The following is a 22,881-nucleotide window of genomic DNA, read 5'->3' as shown; positions in this document are numbered from 1 at the left end:
GTTCTTGCGGACGACAACGGAAGTACCTCCGGGGACGGGAGAGTTGGAGTGATCAGGACCCTGTGGCCGACGGGCGGAAGACACTCATCCACGGGGCGGGGACCGGCAGGTGCTTCGCCAGCCAGTCACCGGCGTCGCCCCGCGCGCCACGTGCCGCCGGCCGCAACCGGCAGACAGCGGTCGCGGGCGCGCTCGAACTGCTCCAGCCACCGCTCCGGCGCCTCGGCCACATACCTCCATGGCTCAGGGGTGGCAAACGGCCCGATCGCCGCGAAGACCGCAGCCGCCTCGCTGATGAACCCGCCGGAAAACAGCGCCTGCGCCACGTGGTTCAGGTCCAGCTGCGACCACTGACTCCGATCCGCATACCTGAACCACCCCTCAAACGCCCGCCCCGTGTAATAAGAGATCGGGTCTCGGGTCCAGTACAAAGGGGTGGTGAGCGCCCCGCGGGCCCGCTGCTCCGCGTAGTGCTCGGCGTACAGGTACAGCGGTAGCAGCAACAACGGCGAGCCATCCGGCGCCCACGTGCAGATCCACCGGACAACGTCGTGGACGCTCACCCCGTACGCGCGCAGCGCCTGGATCATGCGGTGCCAGGCCTCACGGTTGCCCCGATCACGCCGGTCGGCCGCGCGCAACAGCCCCCACGGTCCGGACGGCAACAGGTACTCCGGCGACGGCATACGGTGCTCGGGCAGGCGCCGCTCCTCATCGGGCCAGTCCAGCCGCGCCAGGGCCAGCAGGCACACCCAAGGCACCGGATCGGCGGGCCAGTTGCGCGCCGCTTCCCAGCACGCCGCCCGGGGACGATCCGCCAGCAGTCCCGCATCACCATCCCCAGCCCGGTGCGCGGTGAGCGCCCGCTGGGTCCGCACCCGCGCCCGCATCATCACCGCGTTGGCGTCCGGCTCCTCCTGCAACCACGCCTCGACCGCGTCGCCCTGAGCCGCAGCCGCCGCCAGGACCTGACTCCGCGAGGTCCGCACTCCCCACGTCGGGCAGTGCTTCAACAACTCGCTCATCGCACGCCACCGGCCGGCTCGTACGTCGTCCAGCGCCGTGCGTAACTCATCGTCGAACCCGGCCGGATGAAACTGGGGCTGATCAGCGCCGCTCATCCGCGTATCCCGTACCCACACAAGCGAGTTGAAGCGTGTCCCGTCCCATCAGCTCGTCGGGCAGTGGCGAGCGGGAGTAACGGCTTGAGACAAGGCAGGAGCGTCCGTAAGGGTGTCATCGGGACCTCAGGGGAGTTGGTCAAGAAGGGGAGGTGACCGCCGGGACGCCGGCCTCGACGGGGGGCGAGGCACAGAGCGCCCCGGCGGCCGATCACGGGGCGGCGTACGACTGGAGTTACGCGGGGAGTGCACGCGGCTTGATCAAGGCTTGGACAACCTTGCCGCCTTCGGTGAGGGCGTAGGCGATCTCCGCTCCGCGCTGGCGCGCGGTCCACAGGCCGCGAGGGCGTTCGTCCTCCGACGGCTCCCACTCCATGGCGTCATCAAAGTCCGGGAAGTCGCGAATCCTGTCGTGCACCTGAATGACCAGGGCCCCGCTCTGCAAGAGCGCCCACGTCACGGGGATCACGGCGTGCTCGGAGACACCTGAGTGCGCGACAGCGTTGGACATCAGCACCCGCCCAATCACGGCCGCATCCTCAATGTCCACGAGGACGTGCTCCCTGTCCGCAAGCAGGTACAGGCGGGTGAAGCGGTACACGTTCCCGGCCACATGACGGTCGGCCCGGAACTTCTCCTTCCGGACCCACCAGGTCTCCTCGCACACGAGATCCCGGATCGCGGTGACACCGCGGTGTTCCATGTCGTCGTTCCTTCTCAAAGAGGGAGGGAGCACCAGGCCGTCGTGCCGTCAGAGCTGAAACCCCAGACGTCGGCGATGGCAGCGACGAGGAAGAGACCACGGCCGTCCTCGTCGTCGAGGCCGGCAGTGCCGGGCACGGGGATTTCATGAGAGCCGTCCCGCACCTCGATCAGGAGATGCGTATCGGTGAGATACACACGAAGACCGACATCACCACGACCGTGCTCGAACGCGTTCGTGACCAGCTCGGTCACGAGCAGATCGGCGGACTCGATGAGTTCCGGCCGACCCCAATAACGCAGCCCGGCACGGACGATGACGCGTGCGCGACGCGGCACAGCTCGGTCTGCATCGGCGATCACGCCGGCCGTGGAGCCCGCGCCTCGCTCGAAGGACAGGTCGAGTCCGGGGTACGCCCGAGGAAGAGGGGGGATTCTGGGGCGTGTACGCGCGATGATCGCAACCGAAGTCATGCCGATTTCTCCATGCGTCCTCAATTTGGCGATCAGCTTCCAGGAGTCAGTAGCCGGGGGCTGCCTCGCCGGGGTGCTGGTGCGGGCTCCTACGCTTTCAATAAGGTCAGTCGGCGTCGCGGGCACGCGTGACCAACTTTTTTGGACGCACACCGACGCGCCGACCAGGAGCAATCGCCTTATTTGGACGATCAGTTGGGCTGCATATCCCCGTTCTCCCGGTTCAGGCCCACCGATTGATCGATGACGCGGCTACCTTGAGTTCACGACACCGCATAGGGAGCACGCCCATGAACGCCCCCTCGAAACCTGGTTCCAAGGCAGACCGGGATGCCCTCCGCCAGGACATGGCCACTGCCGGATGCGCACTCACCGATATTGCTATTGAGATGCGCGCTCGATTCAGGATGCGTCCCAGAGAAGCGTGGCGGCATGCCCGTGGTTGGACACTTCAAGAGGCAGCAGACCGCATCACGCAGGCAAGCTTCCGACGCCCCGGCGAGTCTGTGGCTGCCGACGCTTCCCTCGTAGGCAAGTGGGAGAAATGGCCGGGTCCATCCTCGCGCCGCCCCAGCTTCCCGGTCCTGTTCGCCATGGCGGGTGCCTTCTCGTGCCGCGTAGAGGACCTGTTGGACTTGGAGGATCGGCGTGCGTTGCCCGAGGCAGACCTGAGCCTGCTTACTCATCGCCCGTCAGCTATCGATTCGACAGTCCCACCATCCGCGTCATCGCTCACGGATACATCGTCCGAAGCTGCGGGGACCGATCTCGTGCGTCTCGCCGCCGACGAGTCTGCGTCCTGGGCACAGTGGGCGGAAGCCGCGAACGTCGGCGACATCGCCCTCGAACAATTACTGGCCGAGACGCGGATGCTCGCGTCCGACTACCTGACCTCAGATCCGGTTCCGCTCTTCATCCGGACCCGGGCGCTACGCGACCGCGTTTTCGCGCTCCTTGAGGGACATCAGTATCCTCGCCAATCGGTGGACCTGTATGTCGCAGCCGGCTACCTGTGCGGGCTCCTGGCGTGGATGTCTTCCGACTTGGGACAACTGCGCGATGCGGAGACGCAAGGTCGGACCGCGTGGCTGTGCGCCGAGCTATCAGGACACAACGACCTGCGTGCTTGGGTCCTTTCGACTCGCTCCAAAGTGGCGTTCTGGGACGGCCGCCTTCGTGAGGCGATCAACTTCGCGCGGCGTGGCAGCACATACCGCACCACGGGAACGGTTGCAGTGCTCCTCGCCTGCCAGGAAGCCGATGCTTGGTCTGAGCTGGGTGCTCAGGACGAGGCCCTGGCGGCGCTCGCCCATGCCGACGACGCGCGCGTCGCAATGGGCGGCAACGACGAGATCGGAGGCATTTTCTCCTGCCACCCCGCTCGGCAGGAGAACTACGCGGCAGCAGTCCAGTTGCGTGTCGGTCGCCCCTCTGATGCCTTGCGATCTGCGGACAACGCCCTCGCGCTCTTGTCTGTGCAACCGGTCAGGGCATACGGCACCGAGGCACAGATCCACATCAGTCAGGCAGCAGCACACATAGCCGCTGGTGAGGCGGAAGGCGCTCTAGAAGCCCTTGCTCCTGTTCTGGCACTGCCACCGGATCACCGTCTGGCTCCTGTCACTCGCCGCCTCGGCGAACTCAGCTCCGGCATCGGCCAGCCATCTGCCAGCGGTACTGCGACCGTTGGGCTGAGACAAGCAATCGAAGCGTTCTGCGTGAACTCAGCTCCGCGACATCTCGCACTCTCGCCAGGGGAGGGCTCCGCCTGATTTGATCGTTAGCTATGAGCACTCAACCCGAGCCCATGCGGAACCACTGGTGGTGGCGACCTGGCTGGAGCATAGGCCGCCGCTTCTACACCTGGCACCTGACATTCGAGGGTCAGGACGACGTACACCGGCTTGCCGCCCAGTACCGGTCCGCGCTCGCTCCGCTTGGAGACGCCTTTACTCCGATCCCAGACAGGTGGCTGCACCTGACGATGCAGGGCATCGGTTTCGTTGGCGCGACCAAAGAGCAGGACGTCCACGACATCGTGGATGCAGCCCAGACGCAGCTGGCTTCCATTCCGTCCTTCGATGTCCAGATCGGGCCGGCCGTACTGGACCCCGAGGCCGTGCTCCTGCACGTCCACCCTGACAGTCCTGTCCGCGCCGTCAGGAACGCCATCCGGGACGCCATCGGGGATGTCCTCGGACAGGTTCCGGAGAGAGCTGAAGGCTTCACCCCGCACGTGTCCGTGGCCTACAGCGCCAGCGACGGACCCACCGAACCGATCGCGCAGATCCTTACCAATCTCGGCGCGACTCCGGCGCGTGCACTCATTTCCAGCGCGGAGCTCATCGTGATCCACCGGGACAACCAGATGTACGAGTGGGAGACCTTCGCGAACGTGCCACTCGGCTAACGTCCCCTGCCCCGCTTCCTGACGAATCCACGGGTACGCAACGAGTTCCGTTGCCTTCCGCCGAGGGCGAGCGGGCGAGGCTCGCCGGACTGATCGGCGAGAAGTACGAGGCGCAGTGGCGGGCGTGGAGAGAGGCGGCCGTCGCCTTCCAGTCCGCGGTGACCGAGTACGCGGGGCGCGAGAGCGTAGGCATGTCGCGGTACGAGGTGGAGCAGGAGGTGAAGTTGGCGGTGCGTCACGCGTAGGAGGATCCGGCGGGGTAGCCGCCAGGTGGATGTGACCTCCAACGTTAGGTGGCCACATCGCCCGACAGAGCCGCAGCCCGGCAGCCCGTGCTCAGTGAACTGCTCCGAGTCTGATGGAGGCTCCCGGACTGTCCCGAGGTGGGTGGAGTCAAGTTACTTGGTTTCAAGCTACCGGTGGGGGACGGAGTTCGTACTCCAGTTCGGCGATGCGCTTGCGGGCCGTGGCTAGCTCGGACAGGCCGGTGCTGGTCGTGCCGGGCAACTGTCCCGTATCGATGAGGTGTTGACGGCGCCAGACATAGATCGTCTGGTCGCTGATGCCGAGGAGTCGGGCGACCTGGGCGACCTTCCTCCCGGACGCGACGAGATCGAGGACCTTGCGGCGGAACTCGGGCGGATAGCTGCGGGGCATCACGGCCTCCGAAGGCTGCTGGATCGTCAATTGTCCAGCAACCCGACTCCCTCAGAACCGGGGCATACCAGCTCCACCGATCCCGGAGCGGTTCAGTACAGGACGCCTGACCGGGCTCCCGCACCGCTCCGCGCGGTGCGGGAGCCCGGTCGGATCAGGCGGCCTGGCCGACCTCGGCGTCGTCGAGGCGTTCGGCCTTCGGTACGAGGGCGACGAGAAGTCCGCCCAGCGTGCAGCATCCGATGACCAGCCAGATTCCGTTGGTGAAACCCTTGTCGAGGTAGAACTGAGTTCCCTTGAGGACCATGCCGTGCTGTGCCATCACCACGTAGGCCAGCTGGGAGACGATGATCTGGGCCACGCCCAGGACCAGGTTCTGGGCGCCGTTGGCCAACGCTTGCTCCTCGGGGCTGACCACCTCGATGACCATGATGGGCACGACCGCGACGACCACACCGGTGCCGAGCCCCGCGACCACGCCCCAGGAGATGATCTGGCCTGCGGTCGAGTGGTACTGCGTGCCGATGCCGTAGCCGATGACGGCCAGGGCCACGCCCAGACCCAGCAGGATGCGGCTGTCTATGCGGCGCGCGACGGAGCCGGTACTGATGGCACCCACGATGATCATGGCGCTGATCGGGCTCGTGACGATGGCGTTGTGGGTGCCGGACCAGCCCAGTCCTTCGGAGACATGCGGGATCTTCGGCATCAGCACCAGCAGCTGGATCACCACACCGACCGCGTTGAGCGCACCGGCCGCCACCGCGGTGGCCAGCAGGGCGGTCCACACCGGTCGGCGGCGCACCATGGCCAGCGGGAACAGCGGCTCGGCGACGCGGCGTTCGACGAGCAGGAACACGACGAGCGCGACCACGGCGCCGGCCATGAAGCCGATGAACTTGCCGCTGCCCCAGCCCCACTCCGAGCCCTCGCCCACGCCGTAGATAATGAGGGTCACCCCACCGCCGAGGAGGATGCCCCCGGCCCAGTCCATCCGGCCGCCTCGTTCACGCACGGGGCTCTCCGGGACGAGGAGAGCCACCAGTGCGAAGCTCAGGGCCGTACTGATGGCCAGGAACCACAGCACGCCACGGAAGCCGTGGTTGTCGAGCAGCCAGCCGGAGAGGAACGGTCCGCCGAAGGCGACCAGGCCCACGCCGCCCGCCATGATGCCGTTGGCGAGACCAACCCACCGGCGCGGGAAGATGTCACGGGTGATGGCGTAGCCGAGCGGGGTGGCCGCGATGTAGATGCCGGCTATGCCCCGACCGATCAGCAGAGTGCGGTAGTCGGTGGCCATGGCGGCCACCAGGTCCCCGGCGAAGCCCAGGCCAGTTGCGACGAGCAGTGCCCGCCGCTTGCCGAACAGCGCAGCCCCCTTGATGACGAAGGGCAAGAAGAACGTGCCCGTCAGCAGGGTCATCAGGGTGAACCAGGCGATCTGGGTGGTCTGGAAGTGGATCGCGATCGCGGCCTGGGTGGTGCCGGACAGGGCGGCGACGAGCGACACCAGCTGAACCGACCACAGCAGGGCGGCCACAATGAGCCCATTGCGCGTGGCGGAGCGGGATCTTTCGGGCATCTGGGGTGGCGCGGTCTGTGTCTGGGACATGGAAGCCCTTCCGAGGGTGAACGGAGGTCCGGGCCGTGCTCCAGTCCGGGCGGCCATATCGGACGTCCGGCACAGGATCGGTTCCCGGGGGATTGCGCCGTTGCGTGGGACCGCGGACCCGTAGGAAGGGCGCGGCCGGGGCACGGCCTTGTGCTTCTTGTTCAGGCGGACCGGCGGGCTTGCGCGGAGTCCTGCCGGATGGAGGCCGACGCCGAACCACGGCTCATGTCGGCGGGGCTTCGACCGCCTGCTTCAGACGATGGGGCGGCCGGGCGGTACGCCGTCGGAGCGCTGGGACGCGGCAACGGTCGCGCGGACGCATCGGGGCGGTGGAGCCGCGGGTTACGGCTGGGAGCCCGGGTGCGGGCCGAGGTGTCGGAATCCGGAGGCCGAGGCGGGAAGGGGTGGTGGTGCTCCCGATCCGCGCATGATCTTCGTTGAACATACGGGTCTCTCCTGGCAGCAGCGATGCGGCTGCCCGTAAAGTAGACCTAACGGTCGGTACAATCAATCTATTGGCCAAAAAAAGGACCCTCGATCTGAGGAGAGCCATTGGCGGGGTACCTTAGTCGTCAATGTGACCAGCGACTTCTTGGCCATACCGACGCCCGGTCCTCCCAGATTGTGTTCCCAGCATGGCTGAGGGACGGTTCACCGACCGCCTCTCAGCCGTGCGTATGCGCCTGTCTTGTGACTCCTGGCTGCGTTACCAGGCCGTCCAGCCACCGTCCACGGTGATCGTGGTGCCAGTCATATACCGGGATGCGTCAGAGGCGAGGAAGACCGCAGCGCCGCCCAGTTCCTCGGCCTCGCCGACCCGGCCCAACGGGGTGCTGTCGACGATGCGTTCGCCCCAGCGGCTGGCCAGCAGGCCGGAGCTGAGGTCGGTGTGGAAGTAGCCGGGCGCGAGGGCATTGACACGGACCCCGCGGTCAGCCCACTCGACGGCGAGGGCCTTGGTGAGCGCCTCGACCCCGCCCTTGCTGGCCGCGTAGGCGGCGATCCGCTCGAAGCCGGTGCGGGCGTGCACCGAAGAGACGTTGACGATCGAGCCCGAGCCCTGCTCCAGCATCACCTTGCCGGCCTCCCGGCAGCAGTAGAAGGTGCCCTGGAGGTTGACGTCGAGAACCTGCTGCCAGTCCTCGTCCGTGACTCGCTCACTCCGGGTGAAGTGCGGGCTGACACCGGCGCAGTTGATCACCGCGTCGAGGCGGCCCGTCCCTTCGGTGATCCGGCCGACCGTGCTCCGCACGGCGTCCGAGTCGGCCACGCAGCCGGGCAGGACCAGTACTTTGCCCCCGTGGACGGTGAGTTCGCCGGCCAGTTGTTCCAGGTCGCCGACTGTGCGTGCCGTGACGGCCAGGTCGGCTCCGGCCTGGGAGAGGGCCACGGCCATGGCTCGTCCGAGCCCCTTTCCGGCGCCGGTCACCCAGACCGTCTTCCCGTCGAGGCGCAGATCGCTTGTCACGTCGGTCATGCCTTGCCCTCCGTCGGCAGATTGCGCAGGTTCCGCTTGAGGACCTTCCCCGAGGGAGTGCGCGGGAGTTCGTCGACGATCTCGAAGCGGGCGGGCACCTTGAACTTGGCCAACCGCGCCTGGCAGAACTCCCGGAGTTCCTCCGCCTCCACCTTCATATCGGGGCGGAAGACAACGAAAGCGCGCGGCACCTCTCCCCAACGGGAGTGTGCGAGGCCTACCACAGCGGCCTCCAGGACGGCCGGGTGGTCGTAGAGCACGCGCTCCACCTCGGGCGTGGCGATGTTCTCGCCGCCGGAGACGATCATGTCCTTCTTGCGGTCGTCGATGTAGAGGAAGCCGTCCTCGTCGAGGTGTCCGATGTCGCCGGTGTGGAACCAGCCGTCCCTCAGGGCCGCCGCCGTGGCCTTCTCGTCGCGCCAGTATCCGGCGAAGACCTTCGGGCCGCGCAAGGTGATCTCTCCGAACTCGCCGACGGGCGCCTCCCGGTCCTTGTGGTCGACGATCCGTACGCGCGTGTGCGGCACCGGACGGCCGACCGAGCCGAGTTTCGACAGGCAGTGCTCACGGTCGAGGAAGGTGTCGCCGGAGACGGTCTCGGTGAGGCCGTAGGCGTCGGCGAACCAGGCGTTGGGGAACGCGGTCATGACCCTCCGTAGCACCGGTTCGGGGGTTTTCTCGCCGCCGCCGAGGATGAAGCGGACCGAGCTGGTGTCGTACGACTCCCGGTCGGGGACCTCCAGTACTGAGTTGACCATGGCGGGTGCGAGCCACAGATTGGTGACGCGCTGCTCCTCGATCGCCCTGAGGACGCCCACCGGGTCGAACTTGCGGTGGAGCACGACGCTGCCGCCTGCGTAGAGGACCCCGAGGGCCGGCATGTCCAGACCGCCCACGTGGTAGAGCGGGCCGCACACCAGGGTCGTGTCCGCGGCGGTCAGGCCGAAGTGGACGATGTGTGCGAGGTTCTTCGCCTGCAGGTTCCCGTAGGTGATGCACACACCCTTGGGCCGCGACGTGGTGCCGGAGGTGTACATCAGCCGTTGCAGGTCGCCCGGCTCCACGTCCACGGGCTCCACCACCGCGTCGCGGTGCCGGGCGAGAAGGTCGTTGTAACCGCTCCACCCGGGGGCCGTGGGGCTCTCTCCGACCTGGACGCGGTTGTCCAAGGCGGCCAGTGCCGTGGCGATCCGGTCCACCGCAGGGACGAACTCCGGTTCGGTCACGATCACCTTGGCCCGGGAGTGGTCCAGGATGTACTGCCATTCGTCCCCCGACAGCCGGTAGTTCAGCGGCAGGAACACGGCGCCGATCCGGTTGACGGCGTACACCAGCTCCAGGAACTCGGGCCGGTTGTAGAGCAGCAGCCCGACGATGTCACCCCGGCGCACGCCGAGCCCGGTGAGGGCGTCCGCCAGCTCGTTGACCCGTCGGTGTAGTGCGCGCACCGTCAGGCGCCGTTGGTCCTGTACCACGGCCACGGCCTCGGGCCGTTGGCCCGCGTGGTAGTCGAGGATGCTCGCGAAATTGTCCACGGCGACTCTCTTGTTCGGTGACCGGCAATGTTCCGACTGGTCGGTTGTCCGCTGAAAAGTTTTCGTGTACCAATTGGTCTATAAAACTGGTAGCGGCACTTTACGACGCTCCGCTGTCACCTACAACCGTCGATCAGACGGTTCTCGTCGAGGAGGGGTTTTCCGTGTCACGTGTCCGTCTGGAAGCCCACGGCCCGGTTGTCGTGCTGCGACTGACCAATCCGCCGCTGAACGCCTTCGACTCCGTGCAGCGCCAAGAGCTGGGGGTTGCGGCGCGTGATCTGGCGGACGCCCGTGCCGTGCGGGCCGTGGTGCTCTACGGCGGTGAGCGCCTCTTCGCGGCCGGTGCCGACATCAAGGCTCTGGCCGCGATGGGTCCGGAGGAGATCCGCGGCTGGAACCGCGCCCTGCAGCGGACGTTCGACGAGGTGGCCCGGCTGCCGATGCCGGTGGTGGCGGGGATCACCGGATACGCGCTCGGCGGCGGCCTGGAACTGGCCCTCGCCGCCGACTACCGGGTGGCGGCCGAGGACGCGGTGCTCGGGCAGCCCGAGGTGCTGCTCGGCATCATCCCCGGTTCCGGCGGCACGCAGCGGCTGACCCGTCGTCTGTTCGGTCCTGCCCGGAGCAAGAACCTGCTGATGACCGGCCGCAATGTCCGAGCCGAGGAGGCCCTGCGGATCGGTCTCGTGGACGAGGTCGTCCCAGCCGACCAGCTGCTTGAAAGCGCGCTCGGCTACGCACGGATCCTCGCCGAAGGACCGGCCGCGGCCCTGGAGGCGGTCAAGGAGGCCGTGGACCACGGTGCCGACACGGCGGTGTCGGCCGGACTCGCGCTGGAGCGGTCCCTGTTCACCGGCGTCTTCAGTACGGCGGACGCGGCCACCGGACTCCGTTCCTTCATCGAACACGGCCCTGGGAAGGCGCATTTCGGTGGCGATGCGGACCACGACGACACGAAGGAGCGGAAGGTATGAAGGCGCTGCGCTGGCACGGTGCTCGGGACCTTCGGCTGGAGGAGGTGCCCGACCCGTCGGTACCGGAACCGCATGAGGCGGTCATAGAGTTTCCTGGTGCGGAGTGTGCGGCACGGACCTGCACGAATTCCTCGAAGGGCCGCACATGATCCGGACCGGTCCGCATCCGCTGACCGGAGCCGAGTCGCCGCTGGCCCTGGGACACGAGTTCAGCGGAACCGTCTTTGCCCTGGGCAGCGAAGTACCCGGCTTCGAGATCGGTGACCGGGTGACCGCGGACCCGGTCTGGAGCTGCGGCACCTGCTACTGGTGCGTGCGCGCCGAGTACCACATCTGTCCCAGGAGCGGCTCCGTCGGCCTCGCCTCCCCGGGCGCGTTCGCGGAGCGCGTCACCGTGCCCCTGGCCGGGCTGACCCGCCTGCCCGACAACGTCACCGACGAGATGGCCGCCCTGGCGGAACCCCTCGCGGTCGGCCTGCACGCGGTGACCTGGGCCGGCGTCCGCCCCGGCGACAACGTCCTCGTGGTCGGCGGCGGCCCGATCGGCTTCGCCGTCGTGCTCGCGGCCCGACTGGCCGGAGCTGCGGGCCTCTTCGTGAGCGAGCCGCTGAAGGGACGCCGGGAGGAACTCCTGGACCTCGGCGTGACCGAAGCCTTCGACCCGCGGAAGACGGACGTACGGCGCGAGGTGTTCCTGCGCACCGGCCGTATCGGTCCGGACGTGGTGATCGACGCGACCGGAGTGGCCTCGCTCGCCGCCCAGGCGGTTACCACCGTCCGGCGCGGCGGCCGAGTCGTCCTCGCCGGCGTCGGCCATGGCAGCGTCGAGGTCGACATGGGACAACTCGTCTTCTACGAGCGGTCCGTTCTTGGCACCCTCGGCTACAACTTCGACATCCCCCCGGGTCATCGACCTGATGAGCACCGGGCGCCTGGACGCCTCGGCGCTGCTGACCGGGCGGTATTCGCTGGACGACGGTGCCTGGGTCTTCGAGGACCTGGCCAGGGACCGGGCCTCTCATCTCAAGGTTCTGTTGACCCCGAAGGGACTGTGACATGGATTTCGACCTGCCTGAAGAAACGCAGGCGCTGCAACAGATGGTCCGTGAGTTCGCCGCTCGCGAGATCACTCCGCACGCGTCCGATTGGTCGGAGAACGAGCAGTTCCCCACCCACATCTTCACCAAGCTCGGCGAACTCGGCCTGATGGGCATGCTCGTGCCCGAGGAGTATGGCGGCGCCGGATCCGACATGGTGTCCTACGTGGCGGTGATGGAGGAACTCGGCGCGGCCGACCAGTCCGTGGCCTCGACGTGGAACGCGCACTCCACGATCGCCACCCTGCCCCTGCTCGCCTACGGCACCCAGGAGCAGAAGCACCGCTGGCTGGCGCCCCTGGCACGGGGCGAGGCCCTCGGAGCCTTCGGCCTGACCGAGCCCGACGCCGGCTCCGACGCGGCCGGCATCACCACCACCGCCCGCCGGGCGGACGGGGGCTGGGTCATCAACGGCACCAAGATGTTCATCACGAACGCCGGTACGGACATCAGCCAGGGCGTGACCCTGCTGGCGGTCACGGGACGGGACGACGAGGGACGCAAGCGGTTCGCCACGTTCTACATTCCGACGGACACGCCCGGATACACCGTGGGCCGCAAGCTGAAGAAGCTCGGCTGGCACGCCATGGACACCCGGGAACTGGTCTTCACCGACTGCTTCGTACCGGACGACCACCTGATCGGCGACGAGGGCGGAGGACTGCGTCAGTTCCTGTCCGTCCTGGACAAGGGCCGTATCAGCGTGGCCGCGCTCAGCATGTCGCTGGCGAAGGCGGCACGCGCGCTCGCGATCCAACACGCCAGGGAACGCGAGCAGTTCGGACGCCCACTCGCCGCTTTCCAGGCTGTGGCACACAAGATCGCCGACATCGGTACGGAGTTCGAGGCCGCCCGGTGGATGGTCTACCGTGCCGCCTGGCTCGCCGACCAGGGCCGCCCGCACGCCACGGAGTCTGCGATGGCGAAACTGTACGCCTCTGAGGTGGCCAACCGGGCAGCCTCCCAGGCGGTGCAGATCCACGGCGGCTACGGGTACATACGAGAGTCCGAGATCTCCCGCTTCTACGCCGATGCCAAGATCCTGGAGATCGGCGAGGGCACCAACGAGATCCAGCGCAATGTCATCGCCAGGGACCTGGTGCGAGGGGCATGAGCCCCGACGCTGCTCCCTCCGGCGGTGGTAAGTGAGACACCGCCGGGCCGGATCAGCCTCCTGCCGGAAGGCGCACGGTCGGCCTCCGGATCGAGTGGGAGCCCGGCCGCTCGCGCTCGAAGGCCCCGGCCTCCTCCATGGCCTCCCGGTCATGGCCGGCCGCTCCGAATCCCGTTCTTTGAGCCGATGGAGTGGCAGAGCACCCCTTTGGCGAGTCCGACTGCCCGCCCCAGGCCGTTGACGGGGGCCGCGGAGTAGCCGCATCTCCCCGGCCGGTGCAGCAGCGATCCGACCATCCGCGGTTCACTGGACCGATCGGTACATTAAATGATGGCTGAGGCGGTGCCTTTGGCGGCATCGCCTGCGTGAGTGTAGCGAGGACGCACATGACTGTGGCACCGCAGTTCACCGGCGTGGAATCCACGCATGCGAATGAACTTCTGGAAATGTACCGGCGGATGCGCCGCATCCGCAGGTTCGAGCAGCGGGCTTCGGAGCTCTACAAGGCCACCGAGATCCCGGGCTTCCTGCATCTGTCGATCGGCCAGGAGGCGAGCGCCGTCGGCGCCTGCTGGCCGCTGCGTGACAGCGACGGGATCACCTCCACCCACCGCGGCCACGGGCATGTGCTGGCCAAGGGGCTGGACGTGGCCCCGATGATGGCGGAGCTGATGGGCAAGGGAGAGGGCACCTGCCACGGCCGCGGCGGTTCCATGCACATCGCCGATCCCGGTCTGGGCATCTTCGGCGCCAACGGCATCGTCGGCGCGGGTCTGCCCATCGCCGCGGGCGCGGCCACAGCGGCCAAACTGCGCGCCGTCGGCGATGTGGTGGTGGCGTTCTTCGGGGACGGGGCGGTGGCCCAGGGCATGTTCCACGAGGCCGTGAACCTGGCCGCCGTATGGGATCTGCCGGTCGTCTTCCTCTGCGAGAACAACCACTACTCCGAGTTCTCCCCCGCCTCCGAGCAGCACCGCGCCCCGCTCTCAGCACGCGCCGCCGGGTACGGCATCGGCTATGCACACATCGACGGCAACGACGTGCTGGCCGTGGCCGGGATGATGACCGATGTGGTGGAGCGGATCCGGCAGGGGGGCGGTCCGGTCCTGGTGGAGGCGGAGACCTACCGCTGGCACGGCCACTACGAGGGCGACCCCGAGCGCTACCGCCCCGCCGAGGAGGTCGCCGCCGCCAAGGAACGCGACCCGCTCCTGGTGGCCCGCCGGCATCTGGCGGCTGCTGGGATGAGCACGTCCCAGGTCGACGCCATCGACAAGGAGATCGACAAGGAGATCGAGGCGGCGATCGACTGGGCGAGGAGCCTGCCGGAGCCCGCCCCCGAGACCCTGCACGACTACGTCTCCGCACCGCGCGTCCACATACCCGAGCCGGCCCCGCTGCCGGCCGACGCCGAGATCTTCCGGTCCATGGACGCCGTACGACTGGCCCTTGAGCATGAACTCACCGCCGATCCCAGCGTGTTCGTCGCCGGGATCGACGTCGGCGCGGGCGGCAACGTCTTCGGACTCACCCGGGGGCTGGCGCAGGCCTTCCCGGGCCGGGTGCGGGACACGCCGATCAGTGAGAGCGCCGTCGTCGGTACGGCGGTGGGGGCGGCCATGGCCGGCATGAAGCCGGTGGTCGAGATCATGTACATGGACTTCATCGGCGTCTGCCTCGACATGCTCCTCAACCAGGCCGCCAAACTGCGCTTCATGACCGGCGGCCGGGCCTCCATGCCGCTGGTCGTGCGCACCCAGTTCGGCGCGGGCCGCTCCTCGGGCAGCCAGCACTCCCAGAGCCTGGAAGCCATCCTGGCGCACATCCCCGGGCTGACCGTGGTCATGCCCTCAACCCCGGCCGACACCTATGGATTGCTGCGCGCCGCCATCCAGGACCCGAACCCGGTCGTATTCGTCGAGAATCGCCTCCAGTACGGCCTCAAGGGCCCGCGCCCCTCAGCCGACCACCTGATCCCGCTGGGCAAGGCCAAGGTCATCCGCGAGGGCACCGACATCACCCTGGTCTCCTGGTCGCGGATGGTCCATGACGGCCTGGCCGCCGCGGAATTGCTCGCCGGGGAGGGCATCAGCGTCGAGGTGATCGACCTGCGCACCATCGCCCCGCTGGACCGCGAGACCGTCCTCGCCTCCCTCGCCAAGACCAACCGCCTGGTCATCGCACACGAAGCAGTGCGGGACTTCGGCGTCGGCGCCGAACTGTCCGCGCTCGCCGTCGACGAGGGGTTCTGGCACCTGGACGCGCCGGTCACCCGGGTGGCCCCGCCGTCCGTCCCGGCACCGTACGCACCCTCGTTGGAGCGCGTCTGGCTGCCCTCGCGGGACACGATCGCCGAGACACTGCGCCGTATCGCCGCCGTCTGAACACAAAGGTGCCTCCGGGAAACCTCCCGGAGGCACCTTTGCTGTTGAAGTCCGAACCCGGCCCGGTTGAATCGGCAGGACCCCACGTGTGGACCGGTGGTGATGTATGACCTCACCCGTTGGACTAAAATAATTCTAGGGAAGCGGAAACGGCAGGTCAATGATTTACCGAATCCAAACCCGCGCCTCACGCATCCATTAGACCGTAAAGTCTAAACATCAAACGAATGCGCTTCCGCGACCTGTGGACGAGTGTGACACGGTGATGACCTCCGCGCCCGTTCGCCGCTGCACAACCAAGATGAGTGCGGGGCTTCGATCATCGCACTCAAGCCCCTAAACTGTGGAGTTATGGCAAGACCACCAGGGCATGGACCGGGCTACGAGGCCAAGCAGCAGGAGATTATCGACAAGGCGGCCACACTGTTCGCCAAGAAGGGATATGCCGCCACGGGCATTGCCGAAGTGGGCAATGTCGCGGGGCTGGCCCGAGGCGCGCTGTACTACTACATCGACTCGAAGGAACATCTCCTCGTCGAGATCCAGGACCGGGTGATGCGCCCGATGCTCGCCAACGCGCATCGCATCGCCGCGCTGGACGAGGACCCGGTGTTCCGGCTCCGGATGCTGTCCCAGACACTTTTGGAGAACATTCTGGCGCGGCTGGACCATGTCTGGGTCTACGAGCACGACTACCGGAACCTGCGCGGGGCCAACCTGTCGCGGCTTCTGGGCCAGCGCCGCGAGTTCGAGGACGTCGTTCAGCAGCTACTGGTGGCCGCCATGGAGGAAGGATCCTTCCGGAAGCTCGATCCGCGGCTCGCTACCCTGCAGTTCCTCAACTTGCACAACCACACGTACAAGTGGATCAATCCTTCAGGCGAGTGGGACGCCAGCTGCCTCTCGCGTGAGTACTGCTCGACCCTGTTCGGAGGCTTCGCCAATCCCGCCCGTGGCTTCGATGACCTTGAGGTACGTATGAGCGAGTTCCTCGCCCACAGGGAGACCGCCACCCCTGAGCCGATCAACCGGGCCGAGAGGTCTGCTCGGGCCCCGTCGTAGCGCCGCCGGCCGACGCGCAACGGCTGATTGCGACTGCTGCCTGCGTTTCCTCGCGCCGGTGAGGCCGGAGGCGTCCGGGCAACCGGCGGGTTTCGCCACCGGAGTGTCCCCCACAGGCTTGTGACAGCGGGTGTGAGGCTGGCGGCCGAGGGAGGAAGACGTGTCTGGTTGCGCGGCGCTCTAGTGCCGCTTCTCCTGAACGGCGGTCGGCTCGGGGATCCTCGATTTCGGCGGACGGCGCGCTGGCACCTTTGCGTCTTCGCCGAGGCCGGCTGAGCCGCCTGAAGCCGCACACACAGATACCCCGGAAGAGGAGTTCCGGGGCATCGACGTGGGCTGGCTGAAGGATGGACCGTGGTATCAGACGGTCGCGACCGGTGTGAGCGGACTGCCCTGTGTGCCGGGCAGGTTGAGCGGGGGCGCGGTGAGCAGGAAGCGGCTGCGGTTGTGCTCGCGGAGCCAGGCCGCGAGGTCGTGCAGGTACCACAACTCGCCCAGCGGGACGCCCAGTTTGAACAGGCACAGGTGGTGGATCGGCAGCAGGGTGTGCGGGCCCTGGGCCTTGGTGGTGGCCACGCCCTCGACCGCGTAGTTGTCGGAGATCAGCGCCGACATCTGCGACTCGGTGATCCAGTTCAGGATCTCCGGGTCGTCCGCGTCGAGGTAGGCGGCGGTCTGGTGGATCGCCACCGGGTCCGGGTTCTTCTCCCAGGCGAGGACCTGGGTGGCGAAGCCGGTGTGCAGCAGGACCATGTCGCCGGGCTCCACCACCACGTTGTCCGCGGTCATGATGTCCTGCAACTGCTTGAAGCTGACCGGCTGGTAGTCGGTGCCGAGGTGGTGGGCGATGTCGATGAGGACACCGCGTCCCTGGACGCCGTGCTCCGCCATCTTCTCCAGGCCGAGGTTGCGGGCGAAGCTGATGCTTCCGCTGCCGTCGCCCTTGGCGTCCTCCTGCGGTCCCACCAGGTGCTCACCGGGACGGAACCCGTTGTAGTAGACGGGCTCGGCGACCCCGTCGCCGTCCGCGTCGAACTCGGCGCCCTGGTGCGCGAGGGAGTCCCACTGGGTGGAGTACTGCAGCCAGAGGGTGACCACGTCGTCGGACCACACGTCGATCAACTGCGGGTCGATCTGCTCGCGGGCGACGACGTTGTAGAAGACGTCCTGCTTGTGGGCCAGGTCCTCGGTGGGCCTGAGGATCGGCGGGTACCGCCGCTGGTTCAGCGCGGTCCCGCCCGGATAGTCGAGGGGCAGGCTCAGGCTGAAGCTGACCCCGGCCTCGACCTCGCGGACCCCTTGGAGGACCTTCTCGGGAGTGAGCAGGTTGATACGACCCAGTTCGTCGTCCTCGCCCCAATCGCCCCACGTCGAGCCCGGCGGACGCTGCTTCCAACGCTTCGTCATGATCACGCCTCCTCTGTCGACGTCTCTGTCGACCGTTACTGTCATGCTATTGAGATTGTACCGATCGGTCAATTAATTCCGGAAACTACTTCATGGTGCTGCTCGACCGTTTTATGTTCTCGAAAATCAACTGAGACCGGTCGACATCCATGCGGCAGGCCGACGGAAGGTGGTTCTTCCCGTGCCGGTGCGTCACCTGGTCCGAGTGGTCCTATGTCGGGTTGGCCCCCGCATGGCCTAGTCCGACATTGCCGCGACCGGATCACGCGTCGGCCGCAGGTTCCGTCCTGGAGAGGTCGAATGTGTTGAAGTCGTTCGCCTTGACCTCCGCGATCAGTTCCTGGAGCTTCCAGCGGCCGGTGGGGTTGAGCAGCTGGCTGACCGCCTTGCCCGGGATGTTGGCCCCGTAGAAGTAACTGGCCTTCTGGAAGATGGAGAAGCTCTCGGGACTGTTCATGAGGTCGGTCCACTCCTTCTCCGCGGACGCCTTGGCCTCGATCACGGCATAGCCGCGGTCGCGCGTATGGACGATGGCGTCGTGTGTGAAGTCCGCCTGGTCGCCCGCATACCGGGGGTTGTTGCCGAGTGCGCCGTGCGGGCCGCCGGGGAAGAAGAAGTTGGGGAAACCGGCCGTCGCGACACCCAGGTAGGTGCGCGGGCCGTCCGCCCAGTACTCCTCCAGCGCCAGACCCTGACGGCCGCGCACGCCCAGCCGGTTGAGCGCCCCGGTGCCGAAGTCGTATCCCGTGCCCCAGATGATGATGTCGTACTCGCTCAGCCCCTCCGAGGTCTCGATGCCCGTCTCGGTGAACCGGACGATGGGCTCCTCGGGCAGGGAGACGAGGGAGACGGCCGGCTTGTTGTAGGCCTCGTAGTAGCCGGTGCCGAACGGAGGGCGCCGGGCGCCGTAGCCGCCGTCCTTGGGGACCAGGTGCTCCGCCGTCTTCGGGTCCTTGACGATGTCGCGGATCTTCCCCGCCATGAAGTCGCACCACTCGGCGTTGATCTCCGGGTTGTACGTCATGTCCCGGTAGTGCTCGGTCAGCTTGGTGAAGCCCGGGCTGTTCCAGATCTTCTCGTAGAATTCCTGGCGCTCTTCCGGGCCGACGTCCGTGCCGCTCACCGGGTTCATCGCGTGCAGGAAGCCACTGGGGGAGGTACTGAGGGTGTCCCGGATGCGCTCGAAGTCCGCCTTCAGCGCGGCCTGTTCCTCGTCAGTGATCGGCCGGTTGTTGAGCGGCGTGACCCAGTCTGCCTTCATCTGATAGACAGTCAGGCATGCCACGTCGTCGGCGATAGCGGGCACGACCTGGACGCCGCTGGAGCCTGTCCCGACGAGGGCCACGCGCTTGCCGGTGAAGTCGATGGGCTGCTTGGGCCAGCGGCTGGTGTGGTACTGCTCGCCCCCGAAGTCCTCGCGGCCCTTGATGGCGGGGATGAAGGGCACTGACAGGTTGCCGGTGGCCGCGACGACGAACCGTGCCCGGACCGTCGTACCGTTCTCGGCCGTCACGGTCCAGGTGCCGGTCGGCTCGTCGAAGACGGCCGAGGTCACCTTCGTATTGAAGGTGATGTCGCTGCGCAGGTCGAAGCGGTCGACGACGTAGTTGAAGTAGCGTTCGATCTCCGGCTGACCGGCGTACTGCTCCGACCACTCCCACTCCTCCCACAGCTCCTTGGAGAAGAGATAGCCGTAGGTGTAGCTCTCGGAGTCGAAGCGCGCCTCGGGGTAGCGATTCCAGTACCAGACACCGCCGACGCCGCTGCCCGCTTCCAGCAGTTTCGCCGAGAGGCCCGCCTCGCGGGCCAGGTACAGCTGGTAGATGCCGGTGACGCCCGCTCCGATGACCACGACGTCGAGCAGGTCGGCCGGGCCTCCCTGAATCGATGCCGTCGTGTTCGTCGTGTTGTTCATCTGCCCTCCATGGTGAACAGGTGGGCTGCTCCGCCCGCGTGAGTCCGAGTTTGTTAATCCGACCGGTCGATCGAATATTGAGGCGAGGGTAGAGCAGGGCCCTGGCTCGATCAATGGCCGCGTCACAGGGAAGCGGCCTCTGGGTGGTGTCGATCACGTACCGTGCGCCTGGCGCGGCCGCGAGGTGCCCGCTCGGAGGCCGGATGCCTCTGCGGCGTTGATTGTACCGACCGATTGGTATAACTTTCATTCCGGGGGACCCAGCGGTGTGCCAACTGGAGTCGCACATGACGGCCACGAATGCCGAAGAGCCGGCTGACCTGCGCAGAGCGGGACTCAGGGCCATGCGAGACGCGCTGCCGGGCGTGTCCCCCGAAGGGGACATCAACCAGCGGGACGGACGTCTCGGAGACGAACTCTTCGAGATCGGCCTTATCAGCGTGTGGGGTGCGCTGTGGGCTCGTGAGGAGCTCAGTCCGCGCGATCGCAGCCTGGTCACCCTGGGGCTACTCATCGCGCTGGGCGCCGAGGCCGAGTTGCGGACCCACGTCCGTGTCGGTCTCACCAACGGCCTGACCCGCGAGGAGATCGCCGAGGTCATCTACCACGCTGCTGGATACGCGGGCTTTCCGGCCGCCACAGCAGCGCGCACGGCCGCCCGTGAGGCCCTCCCTGACTGACGGAGGGCGGCGCCCGAGGTGCGTCGCGTGAACGCACGGGGGCGAACCCCGGCTATGCGACTGCCGCCCGACCAGGGGCGGTAGCACAACCGCACGCAAGATGAGGAGCGCGCATGTCATTGCAAGGAAAAGTCGCCGTCGTCACCGGCGCCGGCCGGGGAATCGGCCAGGCCATCGCGACGGTACTGGCCGCCAGGGGCGCCTCGGTCGCCGTATGGGACCTGAACCACGAAGGTGCCGAGAAGACCGCGGCCGCGATCCAGGAGGCAGGCGGGACGGCGATCGCGGTCGTGGGAGACGCCGCTGCCGCCGCCGGTGTCGCCGAGGCGGCCGCACGGACCCGCGCGGAGCTGGGGCGCGTGTCGATCCTGGTCAACAACGCGGGGATCACGGCCTACCAGCCCTTCACGAGCATCTCGGAGGATGCCTGGGATCGCATGATCGGTGTCAATCTGAAGGGGCCATTCCTGGTCACGAAGGAGCTGGTGCCCGACATGCTGGAGGCGGGCTGGGGGCGGATCGTCAACATCTCCTCGTCGTCCGCGCAGACCGGTGCCCCTTCCATGGCGCACTATGCCTCCTCCAAGGGCGGGGTCATCAGCCTCACCCGGGCGCTGGCCATCGAGTACGCGGACCAGGGCATCACGGTCAATCACGTACCCCCGGGCTTCATCGACACCCCGCTGGTGCGCGAGGGCCCGATCGACGTCGAGGCTGCCGCCGCCCACATGCCGATGAAGCGGGCCGGTAGCCCGGAGGACGTGGCCTACGCCGTGGCGTACCTCGCGTCAGAGGAGGCCGGCTACGTCACCGGTCAGACGTTCAGCGTCAACGGCGGGCGCCATCTCGTCTGATCTCGGACCGGTGCGGGGGGCCAGTCCGGGTGGGCGATCTTTCGGACCGGGTCCGTCCTGCCCAGTTGTTTGGACCGATTTGCACAAAATACGTGGCAAGGCTGCGCGAAGCTGCAACGGAGTGACGGTATGAGGATCGAGCACGGTTTCGAGGACGGCGGCCGGCGGCTGTCCGAGCTGCGGGGGGCCGCCGGGGCGGGCGCATGACCGCCCCCGGGCGGCTCCTGGTGGTGGGCGCCTCAGCGTCCGGGCTCACCACGGTGGAGGCGCTGAGGCGCAAGGGGTACTCGGGCGAGGTCGTCGTGATCGGTGACGAGCCGCACGCGCCCTACGACCGGCCGCCCCTCTCGAAGCAGGTCCTGTCCGGCGCGTGGGAGGCGGAACGGGCGGTCTTGCGGACGGACGAGGTCCTTTCGGGTCTCGACGCCGAGTTCGTGCTCGGAGAGGAAGGGGTGGCCCTCGACGTGCCGACCCGCACGGTGCGGACGGCGTCCGGGCACGAACTGTCCGCGGACGCGATCGTGATCGCGACCGGCGTCCGGGCCCGGACCCTGCCGGGCAGGACGGCCTGACCGGCGTGCACGTCCTGCGCAGCCTCGACGACGCCCTGGCCCTGAAGGCAGACCTGCGGCCCGGGGCCCGCCTGGTCGTGGTCGGGGAGGGCGTGCTCGGGTCTGAGATCGCGGCCACCGCGCGAACCCGCGGGCTGGACGTCACCCTCACCGGCCCGCTCGACGCGCCGATGGCCCTGCAGGTGGGCACGATGGTGTCCGGGCTGCTGGGCGACCTGCACCGCGAGCGCGGCGTACGGCTGCGGCTGGGTGCCGGCTGCGCGGGGCTGACCGGCCAGGACGGCCGGGTCACCGGAGTCGAGCTGAGCACCGGGGAGACCCTGCCGGCCGATGTCGTGGTCGTCACGATCGGCGTGGTGCCGGCGACGCAGTGGCTCGCGGACAGCGGACTCACCCTCGACAACGGTGTGGTGTGCGACTCCCGTTGCCGCGCGGCCGACGGGATCTACGCGGTCGGCGACGTGGCCCGCTTCCACCACGAGGGCTATGGCCGCCTGCTCCGGCTGGAGAACCGTACGAACGCCACCGAACAGGCGGCGGCCGTCTCTGCGGTGATCCTTGGCGAGGACCGGCCCTACGCACCGGTGCCGTACTTCTGGACCGACCAGTTCGACGTAAAGCTCCAGGTGCACGGAATGCTCCCCGCCGACGCCGAAGTGGAGATCGTCGAGGGCGAGATCGCTGCCCGGCGATTCGTCGCCCGGTACACCTGCGACGGCGCCGTGACCGGCGTCCTCGGCTGGAACATGCCCAAACAGACGCGGCTGCGCCGCCAGGAGGTCGTCGACAGCCTCCAAACCCCGGCGTCCACCCCCTGAACCCCAACCAGGA

19 protein-coding genes and 1 pseudogene are annotated in these 22,881 nt (G+C 67.6%); 11 read left to right on the top strand and 9 right to left on the bottom strand.

Annotation, left to right across the window (positions count from 1 at the left end):
• Positions 1 to 125 precede the first annotated feature (125 nt).
• From AB0M63_RS25835 to AB0M63_RS25825, 3 genes are all read right to left on the bottom strand, one after another.
• Positions 126 to 1,121 carry a hypothetical protein gene (locus AB0M63_RS25835; RefSeq protein WP_366021066.1) on the bottom strand — a complete coding sequence of 332 codons (996 nt, stop codon included), beginning with the start codon at positions 1,119 to 1,121 and terminating at the stop codon, positions 126 to 128.
• A gap of 235 nt (positions 1,122 to 1,356) precedes the next feature.
• Positions 1,357 to 1,824, bottom strand: coding sequence for a hypothetical protein (locus tag AB0M63_RS25830; protein WP_366021065.1), 468 nt, complete (start codon positions 1,822 to 1,824; stop codon positions 1,357 to 1,359).
• A 14-nt stretch (positions 1,825 to 1,838) separates the two neighbouring features.
• Entirely contained in the window at positions 1,839 to 2,186 is a 348-nt protein-coding gene (locus AB0M63_RS25825) for an ATP-binding protein (RefSeq protein WP_366021064.1), read from the bottom strand.
• An 881-nt stretch (positions 2,187 to 3,067) separates the two neighbouring features.
• On the opposite strand from AB0M63_RS25825, the gene AB0M63_RS25820 reads away from it, so the two are divergent.
• The 3 genes from AB0M63_RS25820 to AB0M63_RS25810 are packed head-to-tail and all read left to right on the top strand — an operon-like array spanning position 3,068 to position 4,952.
• Entirely contained in the window at positions 3,068 to 4,069 is a 1,002-nt protein-coding gene (locus AB0M63_RS25820) for an XRE family transcriptional regulator (RefSeq protein WP_366021063.1), read from the top strand.
• Between the two features lie 14 nt (positions 4,070 to 4,083).
• Complete coding sequence (locus AB0M63_RS25815) at positions 4,084 to 4,707, top strand: 2'-5' RNA ligase family protein (RefSeq protein ID WP_366021062.1); 624 nt, start codon at positions 4,084 to 4,086, stop codon at positions 4,705 to 4,707.
• Positions 4,708 to 4,757: 50 nt separating this feature from the next.
• The gene (locus tag AB0M63_RS25810; protein WP_366021061.1) at positions 4,758 to 4,952 is read left to right on the top strand and encodes a hypothetical protein; all 195 of its coding nucleotides are present in this window, start codon (positions 4,758 to 4,760) and stop codon (positions 4,950 to 4,952) included.
• 163 nt (positions 4,953 to 5,115) lie between these two features.
• Here the strand turns inward: AB0M63_RS25810 and AB0M63_RS25805 are convergent, their stop codons facing one another.
• The 4 genes from AB0M63_RS25805 to AB0M63_RS25790 all read right to left on the bottom strand — a co-directional run bounded on the left by AB0M63_RS25805 (position 5,116) and on the right by AB0M63_RS25790 (position 9,988).
• Complete coding sequence (locus AB0M63_RS25805; RefSeq protein WP_366021060.1) at positions 5,116 to 5,364, bottom strand: transposase; 249 nt, start codon at positions 5,362 to 5,364, stop codon at positions 5,116 to 5,118.
• A 154-nt stretch (positions 5,365 to 5,518) separates the two neighbouring features.
• Positions 5,519 to 6,976 (bottom strand): MFS transporter, encoded by a 1,458-nt coding sequence (locus AB0M63_RS25800; RefSeq protein ID WP_366021059.1) that lies wholly within the window; start codon positions 6,974 to 6,976, stop codon positions 5,519 to 5,521.
• Positions 6,977 to 7,682: 706 nt separating this feature from the next.
• Positions 7,683 to 8,453, bottom strand: a complete 771-nt coding sequence (locus AB0M63_RS25795; RefSeq protein ID WP_366021058.1) for an SDR family NAD(P)-dependent oxidoreductase — start codon at positions 8,451 to 8,453, stop codon at positions 7,683 to 7,685.
• Positions 8,450 to 9,988 carry a long-chain fatty acid--CoA ligase gene (locus AB0M63_RS25790; protein ID WP_366021057.1) on the bottom strand — a complete coding sequence of 513 codons (1,539 nt, stop codon included), beginning with the start codon at positions 9,986 to 9,988 and terminating at the stop codon, positions 8,450 to 8,452. Before AB0M63_RS25790 ends, AB0M63_RS25795 begins: the two co-directional genes overlap by 4 nt.
• Before the next feature lie 164 nt (positions 9,989 to 10,152).
• Between AB0M63_RS25790 and AB0M63_RS25785 the strand changes: the two genes are divergently transcribed.
• From AB0M63_RS25785 to AB0M63_RS25765, 5 genes are all read left to right on the top strand, one after another.
• Positions 10,153 to 10,965: an enoyl-CoA hydratase-related protein gene (locus AB0M63_RS25785; RefSeq protein WP_366021056.1), complete on the top strand. Its 813-nt coding sequence runs from the start codon at positions 10,153 to 10,155 to the stop codon at positions 10,963 to 10,965.
• Positions 10,966 to 11,110: 145 nt separating this feature from the next.
• Complete coding sequence (locus tag AB0M63_RS25780) at positions 11,111 to 12,172, top strand: alcohol dehydrogenase catalytic domain-containing protein (RefSeq protein ID WP_366021055.1); 1,062 nt, start codon at positions 11,111 to 11,113, stop codon at positions 12,170 to 12,172.
• Complete coding sequence (locus tag AB0M63_RS25775; protein ID WP_366021310.1) at positions 12,064 to 13,176, top strand: acyl-CoA dehydrogenase family protein; 1,113 nt, start codon at positions 12,064 to 12,066, stop codon at positions 13,174 to 13,176. The genes AB0M63_RS25780 and AB0M63_RS25775 overlap by 109 nt, the downstream gene beginning before the upstream one ends.
• Before the next feature lie 386 nt (positions 13,177 to 13,562).
• The gene (locus AB0M63_RS25770) at positions 13,563 to 15,560 is read left to right on the top strand and encodes a dehydrogenase E1 component subunit alpha/beta (RefSeq protein ID WP_366021054.1); all 1,998 of its coding nucleotides are present in this window, start codon (positions 13,563 to 13,565) and stop codon (positions 15,558 to 15,560) included.
• A 351-nt stretch (positions 15,561 to 15,911) separates the two neighbouring features.
• A complete protein-coding gene (locus AB0M63_RS25765) occupies positions 15,912 to 16,622 on the top strand; it encodes a TetR/AcrR family transcriptional regulator (protein ID WP_366021053.1) in 711 nt (236 codons plus the stop codon).
• Between the two features lie 360 nt (positions 16,623 to 16,982).
• Here AB0M63_RS25765 and AB0M63_RS25760 read toward each other — a convergent pair whose 3' ends face one another.
• The gene (locus tag AB0M63_RS25760) at positions 16,983 to 18,029 is read right to left on the bottom strand and encodes a cyclase family protein (RefSeq protein WP_366021052.1); all 1,047 of its coding nucleotides are present in this window, start codon (positions 18,027 to 18,029) and stop codon (positions 16,983 to 16,985) included.
• Between the two features lie 262 nt (positions 18,030 to 18,291).
• Positions 18,292 to 19,944, bottom strand: a complete 1,653-nt coding sequence (locus AB0M63_RS25755) for an NAD(P)/FAD-dependent oxidoreductase (protein WP_366021051.1) — start codon at positions 19,942 to 19,944, stop codon at positions 18,292 to 18,294.
• Between the two features lie 287 nt (positions 19,945 to 20,231).
• Here AB0M63_RS25755 and AB0M63_RS25750 point away from each other — a divergent pair, with 287 nt between their 5' ends.
• The 3 genes and pseudogenes from AB0M63_RS25750 to AB0M63_RS25740 all read left to right on the top strand — a co-directional run bounded on the left by AB0M63_RS25750 (position 20,232) and on the right by AB0M63_RS25740 (position 22,868).
• Complete coding sequence (locus tag AB0M63_RS25750) at positions 20,232 to 20,624, top strand: carboxymuconolactone decarboxylase family protein (protein ID WP_366021050.1); 393 nt, start codon at positions 20,232 to 20,234, stop codon at positions 20,622 to 20,624.
• Between the two features lie 113 nt (positions 20,625 to 20,737).
• A complete protein-coding gene (locus AB0M63_RS25745) occupies positions 20,738 to 21,478 on the top strand; it encodes an SDR family NAD(P)-dependent oxidoreductase (protein ID WP_366021049.1) in 741 nt (246 codons plus the stop codon).
• Between the two features lie 203 nt (positions 21,479 to 21,681).
• Positions 21,682 to 22,868, top strand: a pseudogene (locus tag AB0M63_RS25740) (FAD-dependent oxidoreductase).
• The last annotated feature ends 13 nt before the right edge of the window (positions 22,869 to 22,881 follow it).

The sequence above is a fragment of the Streptomyces sp. NPDC051576 genome (assembly GCF_040681835.1).
GTDB lineage: Bacteria > Actinomycetota > Actinomycetes > Streptomycetales > Streptomycetaceae > Streptomyces.
The sequence above is the reverse complement of the archived record's forward strand: the minus strand, read 5'-3'. Positions and strand labels throughout refer to the sequence as shown.

Coding starts and splice junctions, on each gene's coding strand:
- AB0M63_RS25775 (WP_366021310.1), top strand. CDS start 12,064: ATGGTCCGTGAGTTCGCCGCTCGCGAGATCACTCCGCACGCGTCCGAT.
- AB0M63_RS25835 (WP_366021066.1), bottom strand. CDS start 1,121: ATGAGCGGCGCTGATCAGCCCCAGTTTCATCCGGCCGGGTTCGACGAT.
- AB0M63_RS25780 (WP_366021055.1), top strand. CDS start 11,111: ATGATCCGGACCGGTCCGCATCCGCTGACCGGAGCCGAGTCGCCGCTG.
- AB0M63_RS25760 (WP_366021052.1), bottom strand. CDS start 18,029: ATGACGAAGCGTTGGAAGCAGCGTCCGCCGGGCTCGACGTGGGGCGAT.
- AB0M63_RS25795 (WP_366021058.1), bottom strand. CDS start 8,453: ATGACCGACGTGACAAGCGATCTGCGCCTCGACGGGAAGACGGTCTGG.
- AB0M63_RS25765 (WP_366021053.1), top strand. CDS start 15,912: ATGGCAAGACCACCAGGGCATGGACCGGGCTACGAGGCCAAGCAGCAG.
- AB0M63_RS25830 (WP_366021065.1), bottom strand. CDS start 1,824: ATGGAACACCGCGGTGTCACCGCGATCCGGGATCTCGTGTGCGAGGAG.
- AB0M63_RS25755 (WP_366021051.1), bottom strand. CDS start 19,944: ATGAACAACACGACGAACACGACGGCATCGATTCAGGGAGGCCCGGCC.
- AB0M63_RS25800 (WP_366021059.1), bottom strand. CDS start 6,976: ATGTCCCAGACACAGACCGCGCCACCCCAGATGCCCGAAAGATCCCGC.
- AB0M63_RS25815 (WP_366021062.1), top strand. CDS start 4,084: ATGAGCACTCAACCCGAGCCCATGCGGAACCACTGGTGGTGGCGACCT.
- AB0M63_RS25805 (WP_366021060.1), bottom strand. CDS start 5,364: ATGCCCCGCAGCTATCCGCCCGAGTTCCGCCGCAAGGTCCTCGATCTC.
- AB0M63_RS25770 (WP_366021054.1), top strand. CDS start 13,563: ATGACTGTGGCACCGCAGTTCACCGGCGTGGAATCCACGCATGCGAAT.
- AB0M63_RS25750 (WP_366021050.1), top strand. CDS start 20,232: ATGACGGCCACGAATGCCGAAGAGCCGGCTGACCTGCGCAGAGCGGGA.
- AB0M63_RS25745 (WP_366021049.1), top strand. CDS start 20,738: ATGTCATTGCAAGGAAAAGTCGCCGTCGTCACCGGCGCCGGCCGGGGA.